This is a genomic window from Modestobacter lacusdianchii, from assembly GCF_054177765.1.
The window spans coordinates 86,812-101,750 of the sequence record NZ_JBJJTJ010000005.1 but is presented as its reverse complement, the minus strand read 5'-3'; the positions used below and the strand labels follow the sequence as shown (position 1 = coordinate 101,750).

Genomic DNA, 14,939 nt, shown 5'->3' with positions numbered 1-14,939 from the left:
GGCCCGCCCCGGCCGGTGCGCCACCGCCGCCGCTGGACGCCGTTGGGCAGACTGCCCCTGTGACCGACGACCAGGACGGGGCCCGGGACATGCTGGACGCGACGGTGGACGGCTGGGGCGACGGCGCCCGTCAGCCGCTGGACCTGCTGGTCTGGGACGCGCCGAACATCGACATGACCCTGGCGAACGTGATCGGGGCCCGCCCCACGGCGGCGTCCCGGCCGCGGTTCGACGCGATCGCCGCCTGGTTCGTCGACGGCGCGGGCGACCCGGGGGCCGCGCAGCAGCCCGAGGTGGAGGCCTGCGTCTTCGCCAACGTCCCGCCGCAGCACGCCACGTCGCTGCAGCGCTGGGTGGAGGCGCTGCGCAGCTTCGGCTACGCGGTGTTCGCCCGCCCGAAGCTGCAGCCCGACGACGACATCGACCAGTCGATGCTGGACCACATCAGCGTGCGGGCGCACAGCCACCAGCTGCGCCGGCTGGTCGTCTTCTCCGGCGACGGCCGCAACTTCGCCGAGCCGCTGGAGGACCTCGCCCGCTCCGGCACCGAGGTCGTCGTCGTCGCCTTCAGCGAGGTCGCCGGGTACGCGATCAGCTCGGAGCTGCTGCAGTTCATCGACATCGAGGACGTCCCCGGGGCGTTCGTCGAGCCGCTGGACCGGGTGCGCCTGGACGCCCTGCCGGTGGACGGCGCCTGGCTCAAGCCGACCAAGAGCCTGCGCGACGCCGCCGGCCTCTTCGCCGCCCGCCGCAGCTAGCCCCCGGCCCGCCCGGCCATGTCGGCCGACATGGCCGGGATGTCCGGCCCCGGCCCCGGCCCCGGCCCGCGCCGAGCTCGCGAGGGCCGGGGCGGGCGGGGTCGTCCCTCAGCGGCGGGCGAGCCGCCGGACGCCGGGGGTGTAGGGCAGCGAGTAGTGCGCGAAGACGTCCGGCTCCTGCTCGACGGTGAGCTCGCCGTCGGTGTCGATCGACGGGGCGTTCTTCGCCAGGTCCTTCGGAACGGCGACCCGGATGTGGTCGGGAGCCACGGTGGCGTCGGTGAGCGGCACGAAGGTGAGCTTGTGCCGGCCGATGAAGCCGGTGACGACGGCGGCGAAGAACGGCTGGTCGGTCGTGGTGTCCACGTACACCGACTCGAGGGTGCCGATCTTGCTCCCGTCGGGGTCGATCACGTTCAGGGTGCGCCAGTCACGGATGTTCTCGGCCGGGAACACGGCTCCTCCTCAGGTCGTGGGCAACTGGTCCTCACTGCCCGCGCGACGGGCGGTCGAACCCCGGCGGGCCGCTGACCTGCAGATCGGCGTCGTGACCGGTCGCAGGGCCAGGTCGGCGGCGGTCGGGGTGAGCGGGAGGATGGCGCGGTGGGTGCCGACGGTCAGGAACTGGTGGTGATGGTCGGCCTGCAGGCATCGGGCAAGTCGACCTGGGTGACCACCCACCTGGCGGGCAGCCACGTGGTGGTGAGCAAGGACCACTGGCCGAACGCGCGGCACCGGGAGGCGCGTCAGCGGCGCGTGGTGGCCGGCCTGCTGGCCGAGGGGGTCAACGTGGTGGTCGACAACACCTCACCGTCGCCGGCCGAGCGGGCTCCGCTGATCGCGCTGGCGGCGGCGGCCGGCGTCCCGGTCCGGGCGGTGTTCCTCGACGTCCCGGTGGAGACCTGCCGGGCACGCAACGAGGCCCGCGAGGGCCGGGCCCGGGTGCCGCTGGTCGGGCTGTACGGCGCCGCCGGCCGGCTGGTCCACCCGACCACCGACGAGGGCTTCACCGAGGTGACCGTCGTCGGCAGCTGAGTGGACGGGGTGCTAGGCCGCCGGGCCGGAGGAGGAACGGGGGCGCGGCACCGAGGCGGTGCTCAGCCCGGAGGGCAGCCGGGCCCACACGTGCTTGCGGCCGGGCTCGCCGGCCCAGCCGTAGTCGACCGAGAGCTGGGCGACCATCGGCAGCCCCATGCCGCCGAAGGCCGGGTCACGGTCGATGGCCGGTCGCGGTGGGGCGTCGGGGGAGCCGTCGGTCAGCACGATCAGCCAGCCGCTGGGGACCGCGACGATCGTCGCCTCGACCGCACCGCCACCGTGCCGCAGCGCGTTGGACGACAGCTCCTCGAACACCAGGAGCAGACCCTCACGGGCGTCCTCGGTCGAGCGGGCGGTCAGGGACGGGTGGGCCAGGCGGGCGCGCAGGTCCATCCGGACCCGCGACGCGTCGTGCACCGTGGGCAGCTCCCAGCGCCACACGTCACCGTCCTCGGAAGGGATCGGTGACGAGGGCCAGACCAGTGCACTCACGCTCAGTCCCCTCGTCGGCCGGTGTCTCCGCCGGGACCATCGTGGCCGACAGCGGGCCGTCCTGCAGCACGGGGGTCCGGTGGCGGGTCAGTGCGGGGCGGCCCCGGGGGCATCGGACCCGGTCGGCATGCCCTGCACGTCGAGGCGGTCGAGCAGGCCGGTGAGCTCCAGCGGGCCGGTCACGATCCGGCTGGTGGCCACGACGCAGACCCGCTTGCCGGCCGCCTCCGGGTGCTGGCTGACCCAGACCAGGGCGGTGACCCCGGCCGAGCCGAAGAAGGTGACCTCGGACAGGTCGATGGTGAGCAGCCGCTCGGCCCGCCGCAGGGCCTGGAGCAGCGACTGCTGCACCAGCGGGTTGCCGGCGGCGTCCAGTTCGCCGCGGACGTGCGCGACCACCTGCCCCGGCTCGCTGCCGTCGGCCAGCTCCACCTCGAACGGCGTCTCGTCGGCTGCTGAGCTGACGGTGTTGATGGGTCCTCCTCTGTCGCCAGGGCACGTTCCCGCCGTGCCCCACGTCGATGCTCTCCCGGGAGCATGGGACCACGGGGCGGGCACAGCCGCCCCCTACCCCGATCGGGGCAGGGGCAGGCGCACCAGGCCCGGCCGGGCCGGAGTGTCACAGCTTCGTCATGTCCCCCCGGCTCGCGGAGGCGCCCTCCACGTGCAACCGTGAACGACGCCCGCAAGGTGCCCCCCGCGTGGTGGGGCCCGGATCGCAGCCCGCGGCGCCCTCGGCGCCGGGTGCCGATGCTCCCGTTCACCTGGCCCCCGGCGCCGGCGTGCAGGGCGACGACTCGACGACATGACCGTCCGGCCACGGTGCCGGACGCGGAGAGGGGTGGGCACATGTGGGACTACGTGGTGGACCGGCGCGGGCAGATCGCCTTCCAGGCCTTCCAGCACGTCAGCCTGGTCGTGCAGTGCGTGCTGCTGGGCAGCCTGATCGCGCTGGCGCTGGCGGTGCTGGTCTACCGGAACCCGCGGCTGACCGGCCTGGCCAACGGCGTGTCGGCGATCGGCCTGACCATCCCGGCGTTCGCGCTGCTGGGCATCCTGCTCGCGCCCTTCGGCTTCGGGATCACCCCGGCCGTCATCGCGGTGACCTTCTACGCGGCGCTGCCGGTGCTGCGCAACGCCGTGGTGGGGCTGGCCGGTGTCGACCGCTCGCTCATCGAGTCCGCGCGCGGCATGGGGATGAGCCGGCTGTCGACCCTGGCGCGGATCGAGATCCCACTGGCCTGGCCGGTGATCCTGGCCGGCGTCCGGGTCTCCACCCAGATGGTCATGGGCATCGCCGCCATCGCCGCCTACGTCCTGGGCCCCGGTCTCGGCGGCTTCATCTTCACCGGGTTGTCCCGGCTGGGCGGTGCGAACGCCCTGAACTCCGCACTCACCGGGACGATCGCCATCGTCGTCCTGGCCCTCGTCCTCGACCTGCTGCTCGTGCTGCTGGGTCGCCTCACCACCCCCAGGGGGATCCGTGTCTGACACCCTGAGCACCGCCGACGCCCACTCCGACGACCCCGCGCCGCAGGGCGGCGAGGGACGCCGGGTCAGCGGCGTCTCCATCCGCCTCGACGGGGTCACCAAGCGCTACCCCGGTCAGGACCGGCCGGCCGTGGACGCGGTGTCGCTGGAGATCCCGGCGGGCGAGACGGTGATGTTCGTCGGCCCGTCCGGCTGCGGGAAGACCACGCTGCTGAAGATGCTCAACCGGCTGATCGAGCCCAGCAGCGGCACCATCCACCTCGGCGACGAGGACGTCACGCAGCAGGACCCCGACCAGCTGCGCCGCCGGATCGGCTACGTCATCCAGGCCGGTGGGCTGTTCCCGCACATGACGGTCGGGACGAACGTCGGCATGGTGCCGCGCATGCTGGGCTGGGACAAGCAGCGGGTCACCGCGCGGATCGACGAGCTGCTGGACCTGGTGGGGCTGGACCCGGAGGTCTACCGGGACCGCTACCCCAAGGAGCTCTCCGGAGGCCAGCAGCAGCGGGTCGGTGTGGCCCGGGCGCTCGCCGCGGACCCGCCGGTGCTGCTGATGGACGAGCCGTTCGGCGCGGTCGACCCGATCACCCGCCAGCGCCTGCAGGACGAGCTGCTGCGGATCCAGGAGGAGCTGGGCAAGACGATCGTCTTCGTCACCCACGACTTCGACGAGGCGGTCAAGCTCGGCGACCGGATCGTGGTCTTCGACGTGGGCGCCCGGGTCGTGCAGTACGACACCCCCGAGGCGATCCTGGCCGAGCCGGCCGAGGAGTACGTGGCGGACTTCGTCGGCGCCGGTGCCACCCTCAAGCAGCTCACCCTCACCCGGGTCAACACCCTGGAGCTGAAGCCGGTCACCACCGCCTCGGTCGGTGACGACGCCGCCGAGGCGCTGGCCCGCGCGCGGGCCGCGGGCGACGAGTACATCGTCGTGCTGGACCGGCGCGGCCGGCCGATCAGCTGGCCGACCACCGCCGAGGTCAGCCGGATGCAGCGGGTCCCGGCCACCGTCGACGAGAAGCTGCCGGTGGTCGGCCTGGGCTCCACGCTGAACGACGCGCTGGACACCATGCTCGCGGCCAGCCAGGGCGGTGCCGTGGTGATCGGCCGCCGGGACAGCCTGGCCGGCGTCGTCTCGATCGAGACGATCATGGACGCCATCCAGCGGACGCGGAGCGAGGTGGCCGGATGACCGCCGCCACCGGAACGCCCGACACCGGCGAGCGGCCGGACCCGCTGCGCCGTCCGGAGGCCGAGCAGAGCGCGTCCCGCGACCGGCGGGACGCCGCGTCGCCGGAGCGCGCCCGCGGCGGCTGGCGGGCGCTGGTCCTCCAGCCGGTGCTGGTGGCGCTGGGCCTGCTGGCCTACGTCGTGTGGCGGTCCACCGCCACGCTCAGCGACACCGAGGCGCGCCAGCTGGGCGCGGCCACCCTGTGGGACAGCGTGCTGCGGCACCTGCAGCTGACCGTCGTCGCGGCGGTGATCGTGCTGCTCATCGCCATCCCGCTCGGCATCGCCCTGACCCGGCCCGCGCTGCGGCGGCTCACCCCGCTGGTGATCGGCCTGGCCAACGTCGGCCAGGCCGCGCCTGCGATCGGCCTGTTCGTGCTGCTGGCCGACTGGCTGGGCTTCGGCTTCGGGACGACGATCGTGGCGCTGGTCGTCTACTCGGCGCTGCCGGTGCTGCGCAACACCATGGTCGGGCTGCAGGGCGTCGACGCCCGGCTCGTCGAGGCCGGCCGCGGGATGGGCATGAGCGGTGCCGCGGTGCTGTTCCGGGTCGAGCTGCCGCTGGCCGTACCGGTGATGCTCTCCGGGGTGCGGACCGCCCTGGTGCTGCTCGTCGGCACGGCCACCCTGGCCACCTTCATCGCCGGCGGCGGGCTGGGCGTGCTGATCAACACCGGCATCACCCTGTCGCTGAACTCGCTGCTGGTCAGCGGTGCGGTGCTGGTCGCCCTGCTCGCCCTGGCCATCGACTGGCTCGGCCGGGTCGTCGAGCACGTCGCCCGCCCGAAGGGACTCTGATGCACCCCCCGAAGAAGCTGGCCGCCGCGGTGGCCGCCACCACCCTGCTCACCGGCTGCGGCCTGGAGAGCGCCAACGGTCTCGTCCCCGACGCCGCGCCCGGCAGCATCCAGCCGATCGAGGCGGCCGAGGGCGAGCCGATCACCGTCGGTGCCAAGGCCTTCACCGAGCAGCTCATCCTGGGCAAGATCGCCGCGATCGCGCTGGAGGCCGCCGGCTTCGACGTGACCGACCGCAGCGGCATCCCGGGGGCCGCCCCCGCCCGGGCCGCGATGCTCAGCGCCGAGACGGACGTGCAGTTCGAGTACACCGGTACCGGGTGGATCAACTACCTGGGCATGGCCGAGGGCATCCCGGACCAGCAGGAGCAGTACGAGGCCGTCCGGGACGCCGACGCGGAGAACGGGATCACCTGGCTCCCGCCGGCCGAGGCGAACAACACCTACGCCTTCGCGGTGCGCGACGAGGCCGTCGAGGAGCTCGGTGGGGTCGCGACCCTCTCCGACATCGCCGCGCTGCCGGTCGAGGAGCGCACCTTCTGCCTGGAGTCGGAGTTCGCCACCCGGGTCGACGGCTTCGAGCCGATGCTGGCGGCCTACGGGATCCCGCTGGGCGACCCGAACGGGGTGCCGCGGGACAACGTGAGCATCCTGGACACCGGTGCCGTCTACACCGCCACCGACAGCGGGGAGCGGTGCAACTTCGGCGAGGTGTTCACCACCGACGGCCGGATCGCCTCCCTGGGCCTGACCGTGCTCGAGGACGACCGCGGGTACTTCCCCGCGTACAACATCGCCCCCGAGGTGGTGACCGCCACCCTGGAGGAGTTCCCGGAGATCGCCGACGTCTTCGCCGAGGTCACCCCGCTGCTCACCGACGAGGTGCTCATCGAGCTCAACGGCCGGGTCGACGTCGACGGTGAGGAGCCGGCGGACGTGGCGATGGACTGGCTGGTCTCCGAGGGGCTCGTCGAGCGCGGCTGACGGCGCCCCGCTGACCAGGAGGTGGTCAGGCCGTGCCGGCCAGCCGGCACAACCGGCCGACCAGGAACTCCACCGCCGCCTCGCTGTCGACGTCCTCGGCCACCGCCACCGCGGTGGCCGAGGACGACGGCGTCCGGCGGTCGACCAGCGTCTGCCCGCGCCCGGCCCCGGCCCCGGTGTCGACCACGACGTCGCGGGGCACGGTGCGCAGGGTGCCGGGCACGATCGCCTCGGTCAGGGCGAGCGCGTCGTGCACCACCACCCCGTCGGTGCCGTAGGACGTGCGCGCGTGGTCCAGGTACTGCCGCAGCATCGCCGCCGCCTGGGCGCCGACCGGCCCGGCCGCGGCGAACCGGGCGATCCCCGCCTCGGTGAGCACGGTCGGCAGGGTGACGTCCAGCCCGACCAGCACCGTGGGCAGGCCCGATGCGAACACCACGGCGGCGGCCTCGGGGTCGGCCCAGACGTTGAACTCGGCCGCCGCGGTGACGTTGCCGCCGCGGGTGGCCGACCCGCCCATCACCACCAGCCGCCCGATCCGCGCCGCGGCGTCGGGGTACACCGCCAGCAGCAGCGCGATGTTCGTCAGCGGCCCGATCGCCGCCACCGTCACCGGCTGCTCGCTGCCCAGCAGCAGCTCGGCCAGCGCCACCACCGCCGGCCGCGGGTCGACCGCTGCCGGGGAGGGCGGGAGGACCACGCCGCCCAGCCCCTCCTCGCCGTGCACGTGCCCGGCCCGCCGGGGCTGGGGCACCACCAGCGACGAGCGGGCACCCACCGCGACCGGGACGTCGGACCGGCCGGCCAGGTGCAGCACCCGCAGGGCGTTCTCCGTCGTGCGGCCCAGGTCGACGTTGCCGTGCACCGTGGTCACCAGCCGCAGGTCGACCTCCGGGCTGCCCAGCGCGAGCAGCAGCGCGAGGGCGTCGTCGATCCCCGGGTCGGTGTCGACGACGAGCGGGACCGGGCCGGCGGAGGGCTGGGTGTCTGGCACCCGGTCATCCCACCAGACACACCCGACACGCCGGTGCGTCGGTCCGGCCGCCGAGGTCACCGACCCGGCATGAGCCACCTGACCTGGCCTTTCGCCCGACGGAGTCGACAAGTGACCGGGCCCGGAGGGGGGTCATCGACCGCTGTGGAGGGGGTCGGCAACGGTTCGGTCACGCGGCCCGGCCGGGGGGTCCGCAGAGCCGGTCCGGGAGCGCCGCCGTCCGTAACTTCTCTCTTGCCCGCGGCCCCTTCCCCGGCCGCGGCAACTACTTCCCCGGGAGGGCAGCGATGGCGATCGACACGGCAGCGGTCCGGCGGACCGGAGCGCCCGCTCCCCGGGGCACCGCGGCCCCCACCGCACAGCCCGGCCTCTTCGGGCAGGGCCCCGCGCTCCCCCCGTCCGCGCACCTCACCAGCGCCGGCACCGGCGACCTGGCCGCCGACCTGGCCGCCGGGCTCGCGGTCGGGCTGGCGGTGGGCGTGCTGGGCATGTCGCCGCGCCCACTGCCGGCCCCCGGTGCGCCCCAGCCGCCGCGCAGCCCCCGCCGGCGCGAGTTCGGCCGGTGGGCGCGCACCTGGGGTGCCGGGCCGGACGGCGCGCACCTGGCCTGGCGGTCCACCCCGCTGCGGGTCCACCGGCTGACCGACGGGCCTGACCGGTCGCGTCCGGTGCCCGTGCAGCCCGCGGCCCGTGTCTCGCAGGCCCCCACTGCCCAGGCCTCCACTGCCCCGGCCACCACGGCCCCGGCCCGCACCGCGCCGTCCCGTCCGGTCTCCCCGGCCGTGGACCACGAGCTGGAGGCGGCGATCGCCTTCGCCACCGACCTCTCGGTGGACCTGCTGCGCACGCCCGTCCGGCTCGCCGCCCCGCAGCCGCGGCTGACCGCTCCGGTGCGGAGCCTGCTCGGCCGGCTGCGCACCATGACCCGCCGCGCGGCCGGCTGGGGCAGCGGCACCCACGGTGCGCACCTGGCCTGGGACCGCCCGGTGCCCCCGACGCTGCACCGGCTCGCCCCGCCCGAGCCCGAGGTCGCGCCGTCGCTGCCGGTCGCCGTCCCGGGCCACCGCCCCGCCGACCTGCGTCATCGGGCCCCCGAGCGGGACGAGCCCGTGCCGATGCGGGAGCTGCCGAGCACGCCGGCCCGGCCGGCCGCCCCCGGCCTGCGTCACCGGGCGCCGGAGCCGGACGAGCCGACCCCGGTGCGCCAGTCGCCGGGCACCCCGCCGGCCCGGCCGGCCGCCCCTGGCCTGCGTCACCGGGCGCCGGAGCCGGACGAGCCGACCCCGGTCCGCGAGTCGCCGGGCACCCCGCCGGCCCGGCGGCAGCCGCGGGACCGGGCGACCGGATCGGCACCGGCGGCGCCGCGACGCAGCGCGAACCGGCCGGAGTTCTTTAGGGTGGCTACGTGTTCACCACGCGCCCGGAACTCGCCGGCACCTTCGGGATGGTCGCCTCGACGCACTGGCTCGCCAGCGCCGCGGGCATGGCGACCCTCGAGGCCGGTGGCAACGCGTTCGATGCCGCGGTCGCTGCGGGACTCACCCTGCAGGTCGTCGAGCCGCACCTCAACGGCCCGGGGGGCGAGGTCCCGATCCTCTTCGCCCGGAGCCCGCGGGCAGCCACCGGTGCGGGGGTCCCCGTCGTCCTCTCCGGTCAGGGCACCGCCCCCGCCGGCGCCACGATCGAGGCCTACCGCCAGCTGGGTCTCGACCTGGTCCCCGGCACCGGTCTCCTCGCCGCCACCGTGCCCGGCGCCATCGGCGCCTGGCTGACCCTCCTGCGCGACCACGGCACCCTGCCGCTGGACGCCGTCCTCCGCTTCGCCATCGAGTACGCCGAGCACGGCCACCCGCTCGTCCCGCGGGTCGCCGCGACCGTCGCCTCGGTCTCCGAGCACTTCCGCACGCACTGGCCTACCTCGGCCGCCACCTGGCTCGCCCCCGACGGAGCACCCCCCGCCGCCGGTCGCCTGTTCCGCAACCCGGTCCTCGCCTCGACCTACCGCCGACTGCTCGACGCAGCGCGCGGACCCTCCCGAGAGGCGCAGATCGACGCGGCACTCGCGGCCTGGTACACGGGGTTCGTCGCGCAGGCGATCGACGAGTTCTCCCGGTCCCCGGTCATGGACGACTCCGGTCGTGCCCACCGCGGCTTCCTCACCGGGCAGGACCTGGCCAGCTGGCAGCCGACGTACGAGCCGCCGGTCACCTTGGACTGGCGCGGGTGGACGCTCGCGAAGGCCGGGCCGTGGTCCCAGGGCCCGGCGCTGCTCCAGGCGCTCGCGATGCTGGACGGCCACCCGGCGGCAGGAGCCGGGGCCGGGTACGGCTCGGGCACCGCCGATGCCGACCTGGTCCACGCCAGCGTGGAGGCGGTGAAGCTGGCGATGGCCGACCGCGAGGCCTGGTACGGCGACACGGCACAGGCGCCGGTGGACGACCTGCTCTCCACCGGCTACACCGAGCAGCGGCGGGCGCTCATCAGCGACCGGGCCAGCACCGAGCTGCGGCCCGGCTCGCCAGGGGGGCGCCCGCCACGGCTCCCCGCGTTCGTCACCGACGCCTCCGCCGGCGTCCGCCCCTCACCGGGCACCATCGCCGGGGTCGGCGAGCCCACCGTCGACACCCGCGGCACCACCCGCGGCGACACCTGCCACGTCGACGTCGTCGACCGCTGGGGCAACATCGTCTCGGCCACCCCGTCGGGCGGCTGGCTGCAGAGCTCACCGGTCATCCCGTCGCTGGGCTTCCCGCTCGGCACCCGGGCGCAGATGTTCTGGCTCGAGCCCGACCTGCCCAACTCGCTGCTCCCGGGCAAGCGCCCGCGCACCACCCTCACCCCGTCGCTCGCGCTGCGCGGCGGCGTGCCCACGCTGGCCTTCGGCACCCCGGGCGGCGACCAGCAGGAGCAGTGGCAGCTGTGCTTCTGGCTGGCCCACGTGCACGGCGGGCTCGACCTCCAGGCCGCGATCGACGCGCCCGCCTGGCACACCACCAGCTTCCCGTCGTCCTTCTACCCCCGGGACATGACGCCGGGCGAGGTCGTCGTGGAGTCCCGGCTGGGGGACGACGTGATCGCCGAGCTCCGCCGCCGCGGGCACACCGTCACCGTCTCCGACCCCTGGTCGCTGGGCCGGCTGTCGGCCGTCTCGGTCGACCCGGAGACCGGCGTGCTGCGAGCCGGGGCCAACCCCCGCGGGATGCAGGGCTACGCGGTCGGCCGCTGACGCTGCGCAGTCGGCCGCTCACGCGTGGGCGGGCGGCTGACCCGGGGCCGGGTCAGTCCGGCGCCTCCTCGCGGGCCAGCTCCTCGGGCACGACGGCCGCCAGGCACCGCTGGACGGCGACCACCACGCTGCTCGCGGCGAACAGGTCGTGGTCGGTGCTGGCGCGCACCCGGCGCAGCTCGCCGATCAGGCCCTCCAGCGCGTCGTAGGCGGCCCTGGTCGCCTCCGGGTCGGCCGTCGCCCCCTCGACCGACCGCAGCGCGTCGGCCAGCCCGCTGAGGGCGGTCGCCGCGGCCGGCCGCAGGGTCGGACCGAGCGCCACCTCGGACAGCTCGGACCGCTCGGTCTCCGCGATCAGCTGGGTGAGGTCCTCGACCAGCAGGGTCAGCCGCTCGAGCGCCCGGGCCTGGGCGTACTGCCGCTCGGCGTCCTGCTGGTGCCGGCGGGCCCGCCGGTTGCCGCGCCGGGCCTCGTCGGTCTGCTGCACCGCGGTGCGCATCTGGGCGAGCACCGGGTCGATCGAGTGCATCCGCGTGCGCCACTCGTCCTGGCTGGGCGGGTGCTCCTGCTGCAGCCCCTCGGCCAGGTCACCGAGCTGGGTGGCCAGCAGGTCGCGCAGCCGGCCGAGCTCGGTCTGGGACGGCGCCAGCGGCAGCGGGGGGAAGGCGGCGAGCACGGCCACCCCGATCAGCGCGCCGAAGAAGGTCAGCCCGGCGTAGCCGGCCACGTAGTCGATCGGGTCGCCCGCGCCGATGATCAGCACGAACAGTGCCGAGGTGGGCACCCAGCTGCCGGCGCTGCCCAGCCGGCCCCACCCGGCCAGCAGCACCCCGGCGGTGACGACGATCCCGATCGTGGCCACGGTCGGGAAGGGCAGCGCGTCGGCGGCCAGCGCCACCGCCGCCCCGGCGGCGATGGCCGCGATCGACTGGGCGGAGGACCGCGCCGAACCGGCCAGGGTGGTCGAGGTGGCGATCACCGCCCCGAACGGCGCGTAGTACGGGTACTCCTGTGCCGGGCCCGGGAGCAGGTGGGCGAGGGCCCAGGCGATCGTCGCGGCGACCGCGGCCCGCAGGGCGAGGCCGATCTGCGGGTGCCGGGCCCAGGTGCGCCGCACCGTCCCCGGCCAGGACCGCGGCCCCCGGGCGCGGGAGGCCCCCGGATCAGGGGCCACGGGGGTCTGCACCCGCCCATCCTCGCTCGCCTGCAGCAGCCCGGCAGGGCGTCGCCGGGCACTCCCCGGCGGGCGGCCCAGCCACACCGGGCATGATCGGCGGTGGCACGACCACCGCCGGACTGGGCCGGTGCGAGGGATCTCGGGGAGCGGAGGGCGGTCGGCGATGACGCTGCACGACCCCGATCGGGTCGCCGCCGGTGCCCGGGTCACCGCCGCGGCCGCGCGGCCCGGTCTGCAGCGGTTGACCGACCTGGCCGCGGCGTTGCTCGGGACCCCGTCGGCGGGGGTGGCGCTCGCCGGTGAGCTGCAGGTGGTCGCCGGTGTCTCGGGGCGGCCGGTGTGGCGGGTCGGCACGGAGCGCCGCCTGGACGACACCCTGGGCGGCACGGTCGTGGCCGCCCGGGCGCCGCGCGCCTACGACGACGTCCGGTCCGACCCGCGGGTCGCCGACCTGCCGGCGGTGCAGGCCGGCCGGGTCGCCGCCTACCTCGGGGTCCCGCTGTTCGAGCCCACCGGTGAGCACGTCGTCGGCGTCCTGGCGGTGTTCGGGCCCGAGCCGCGCGCCTGGACCGAGGACGACGTCGACCTGCTGAGCCGGCTGGCCGGCCCGGTCACCTCCGAGCTCGAGCTGTCCGCGGTCATCGCCGAGTTCGAGGGCCACCGGCTGCGCTGGGGGCTGGCCATCGACGCCGCGGGGATCGGCGGCTTCGACTGGGACCTGGTCACCGACGAGCTGGTCTGGGACGACCGGATGATCGAGCTGTTCGAGTACGAGCGGGCGGCCTTCCCCGGCACGATCGAGGCCTTCACCGACCGGCTGCACCCCGAGGACTCCGTCCGGGTCCGGGACGCGCTGCAGGCGGCTGTCGACGCCTGCAGCGGGTTCGAGGTGGAGTACCGGGTGGTGCTGCCCTCCGGTGACGTCCGGTGGCTGCTCAGCCGGGGCCGGGTGCTGCCCGACGAGCGCGGGGGCGCGGTGCGCCTGGTCGGCGCGGCGCAGGACACCACCCGGCAGCGCGACGGGGACGCCCGCGTCGCGCGGGTGCTGGAGTCGATGCCGGCGGCCTTCTTCTCGCTGAGCCGGGACTGGACCTTCACCTACGTGAACGTGCAGGCCGAGCGGCTGCTCGGCCGGGCTCGCGCCGAGCTGATCGGCGGGGACATCTGGGAGCTGTTCCCCGCGGCGCTGGGCACCGCCTTCGAGGAGAACTACCGGTCGGCGATGACCCGCCGCGAGCCGGCGGTCTTCCAGGAGTACTACCCGCCGCCGCTGGACAGCTGGTACGAGGTGCGGGCCTGGCCCGACGCCGACGGCCTGTCGGTCTACTTCCTCGACGTGACCGAGCGGCGCCGGGCCGAGGACGCCGCCCGCCGGGAGGCCGAGCGGCTGGCGCTCATCGCCCAGGTGTCCGACACCCTGTCCACCGCACTGATCGACCGGCGGGGTGCGCGCGGGGCGCTGGAGCAACTGGTGCGCGCGGTGGTGCCCGCGCTGGGCGACTGGGCGATCGCCAGCCTGGTCGAGGAGGACGGGCGCCTCCAGGACGTGGCCAGCTGGCACCGTGACCCCGCGCTGCGGCCCGCGGCGGCGACCTACGCCCGGTTGCGGCTGGCTGCGCTGACCAACACCGCCCCGATCGTCAGCGCACTGGCCACCGGTGAGCTGACCGTGATCCCCGACGTCGCCGCGGCGGTCGGCCACGGGCTGCCGGCCGGAGAGGTGCGGGACGCCTACTGGCAGCTGGACCCGGGCAGCGCGGTGGCGTTCGCGCTCGTGGCCCGCGGCCGGGTGCTGGGCGCGATGTCGCTGTACCGGGACCGCGACCGCAGGCCCGCCGACGAGCAGGACCACGCCACCCTGCGGGACGTCGCCGACCGGGTCGCGCTGGCGCTGGACAGCGCGGCCCTGCACGAGCAGCAGCGCCGGATGGCCGAGGAGCTGCAGCGCAGCCTGCTCACCGCCCCGCCGGAGCCGGACCACTCGGAGATCGTCGTCCGGTACATCCCGGCGGTGCAGGCCGCCCAGGTCGGCGGTGACTGGTACGACGCCTTCCTGCAGCCCGGCCGCGCGACGATGGTGGCCATCGGGGACGTCGTCGGGCACGACACGGTGGCCGCGGCGGCGATGGGCCAGCTGCGCAGCCTGCTGCGGGGCATCGCCTACAGCAGTGGTGGCGGGCCGGCGGCGGTGCTGTCCGACCTGGACCGGGCGATGGAGGGGCTCCAGGTGCACACCCTGGCGACCGCGGCGGTGGCCCGGTTCGAGCAGGAGCCGGTCGACCGGGAGCGCGGCGAGACCCGGCTGCGCTGGTCGAGCGCCGGGCACCCACCGCTGCTCGTGCTGCACGTCGACGGCCGGGTTGAGGTGCTGGCGACGGAACGGGCGGACCTCATGCTCGGCGTCGACCCGGAGACCCGGCGGCGCGAGCAGGTGACCGTGGTCGACCGAGGGGCCACGGTGCTGCTCTACACCGACGGGCTGGTCGAGGGGCCGGACCTGCCGCTGGACGACGGTGTCGCCCGGCTGGCCGAGCTGTTCGGTGAGCTCGGCGAACTGCCGCTGGACCAGTTGTGCGACCAGCTGGTGGCCCGTCTGCGGCCGCACGGGTCGGAGGACGACGTCGCGCTGGTCGCCGTCCGGCTGCACCCGGAGGACCGTCCGCGGCCGGCGAGCGCCGGGCCGGAGATCGTCCCGCCCACTCCCTGAGCGCCGCCCGCGACGGGGCCGCACTCGGCAGAGGCCAGCTGC

General features: G+C 75.5%; 13 protein-coding genes. 8 read left to right on the top strand and 5 right to left on the bottom strand.

What is annotated here, in order from left to right:
• Positions 1–59 precede the first annotated feature (59 nt).
• Positions 60–758 (top strand): NYN domain-containing protein, encoded by a 699-nt coding sequence (locus tag ACJTNH_RS05200; protein ID WP_458173303.1) that lies wholly within the window; start codon positions 60–62, stop codon positions 756–758.
• 108 nt (positions 759–866) lie between these two features.
• Here ACJTNH_RS05200 and ACJTNH_RS05195 read toward each other — a convergent pair whose 3' ends face one another.
• Positions 867–1,214 (bottom strand): PRC-barrel domain-containing protein, encoded by a 348-nt coding sequence (locus ACJTNH_RS05195; RefSeq protein WP_458173301.1) that lies wholly within the window; start codon positions 1,212–1,214, stop codon positions 867–869.
• Between the two features lie 147 nt (positions 1,215–1,361).
• Between ACJTNH_RS05195 and ACJTNH_RS05190 the strand changes: the two genes are divergently transcribed.
• The gene (locus ACJTNH_RS05190) at positions 1,362–1,793 is read left to right on the top strand and encodes an AAA family ATPase (protein ID WP_458173299.1); all 432 of its coding nucleotides are present in this window, start codon (positions 1,362–1,364) and stop codon (positions 1,791–1,793) included.
• A gap of 12 nt (positions 1,794–1,805) precedes the next feature.
• On the opposite strand, the gene ACJTNH_RS05185 is transcribed toward ACJTNH_RS05190, so the two are convergent.
• Positions 1,806–2,237 (bottom strand): ATP-binding protein, encoded by a 432-nt coding sequence (locus ACJTNH_RS05185; RefSeq protein WP_458173297.1) that lies wholly within the window; start codon positions 2,235–2,237, stop codon positions 1,806–1,808.
• Positions 2,238–2,375: 138 nt separating this feature from the next.
• Entirely contained in the window at positions 2,376–2,720 is a 345-nt protein-coding gene (locus ACJTNH_RS05180) for an STAS domain-containing protein (RefSeq protein WP_458173295.1), read from the bottom strand.
• A 417-nt stretch (positions 2,721–3,137) separates the two neighbouring features.
• On the opposite strand from ACJTNH_RS05180, the gene ACJTNH_RS05175 reads away from it, so the two are divergent.
• The 4 genes from ACJTNH_RS05175 to ACJTNH_RS05160 are packed head-to-tail and all read left to right on the top strand — an operon-like array spanning position 3,138 to position 6,793.
• Positions 3,138–3,779, top strand: a complete 642-nt coding sequence (locus ACJTNH_RS05175) for an ABC transporter permease (RefSeq protein ID WP_458173293.1) — start codon at positions 3,138–3,140, stop codon at positions 3,777–3,779.
• A complete protein-coding gene (locus ACJTNH_RS05170; RefSeq protein WP_458173291.1) occupies positions 3,772–4,974 on the top strand; it encodes an ABC transporter ATP-binding protein in 1,203 nt (400 codons plus the stop codon). The genes ACJTNH_RS05175 and ACJTNH_RS05170 overlap by 8 nt, the downstream gene beginning before the upstream one ends.
• Positions 4,971–5,810 (top strand): ABC transporter permease, encoded by an 840-nt coding sequence (locus ACJTNH_RS05165; protein WP_458173289.1) that lies wholly within the window; start codon positions 4,971–4,973, stop codon positions 5,808–5,810. The genes ACJTNH_RS05170 and ACJTNH_RS05165 overlap by 4 nt, the downstream gene beginning before the upstream one ends.
• On the top strand, positions 5,810–6,793 hold the full coding sequence (locus tag ACJTNH_RS05160) for a glycine betaine ABC transporter substrate-binding protein (RefSeq protein WP_458173287.1): 984 nt from the start codon (positions 5,810–5,812) through the stop codon (positions 6,791–6,793). Before ACJTNH_RS05165 ends, ACJTNH_RS05160 begins: the two co-directional genes overlap by 1 nt.
• Positions 6,794–6,818: 25 nt before the next feature.
• On the opposite strand, the gene ACJTNH_RS05155 is transcribed toward ACJTNH_RS05160, so the two are convergent.
• On the bottom strand, positions 6,819–7,787 hold the full coding sequence (locus tag ACJTNH_RS05155) for a nucleoside hydrolase (RefSeq protein ID WP_458173285.1): 969 nt from the start codon (positions 7,785–7,787) through the stop codon (positions 6,819–6,821).
• 1,405 nt (positions 7,788–9,192) lie between these two features.
• Between ACJTNH_RS05155 and ACJTNH_RS05150 the strand changes: the two genes are divergently transcribed.
• Positions 9,193–11,013, top strand: a complete 1,821-nt coding sequence (locus ACJTNH_RS05150; protein ID WP_458173283.1) for a gamma-glutamyltransferase family protein — start codon at positions 9,193–9,195, stop codon at positions 11,011–11,013.
• 52 nt (positions 11,014–11,065) lie between these two features.
• On the opposite strand, the gene ACJTNH_RS05145 is transcribed toward ACJTNH_RS05150, so the two are convergent.
• Positions 11,066–12,199 carry a hypothetical protein gene (locus ACJTNH_RS05145; protein ID WP_458173281.1) on the bottom strand — a complete coding sequence of 378 codons (1,134 nt, stop codon included), beginning with the start codon at positions 12,197–12,199 and terminating at the stop codon, positions 11,066–11,068.
• A gap of 154 nt (positions 12,200–12,353) precedes the next feature.
• Here ACJTNH_RS05145 and ACJTNH_RS05140 point away from each other — a divergent pair, with 154 nt between their 5' ends.
• A complete protein-coding gene (locus ACJTNH_RS05140) occupies positions 12,354–14,897 on the top strand; it encodes a SpoIIE family protein phosphatase (RefSeq protein ID WP_458173279.1) in 2,544 nt (847 codons plus the stop codon).
• Positions 14,898–14,939 lie beyond the last annotated feature (42 nt).

Bases quoted from the DNA above. Each gene is read 5' to 3' on its own strand.
- ACJTNH_RS05175 (WP_458173293.1), top strand. From the start codon at position 3,138: ATGTGGGACTACGTGGTGGACCGGCGCGGGCAGATCGCCTTCCAGGCC.
- ACJTNH_RS05140 (WP_458173279.1), top strand. From the start codon at position 12,354: ATGACGCTGCACGACCCCGATCGGGTCGCCGCCGGTGCCCGGGTCACC.
- ACJTNH_RS05160 (WP_458173287.1), top strand. From the start codon at position 5,810: ATGCACCCCCCGAAGAAGCTGGCCGCCGCGGTGGCCGCCACCACCCTG.
- ACJTNH_RS05165 (WP_458173289.1), top strand. From the start codon at position 4,971: ATGACCGCCGCCACCGGAACGCCCGACACCGGCGAGCGGCCGGACCCG.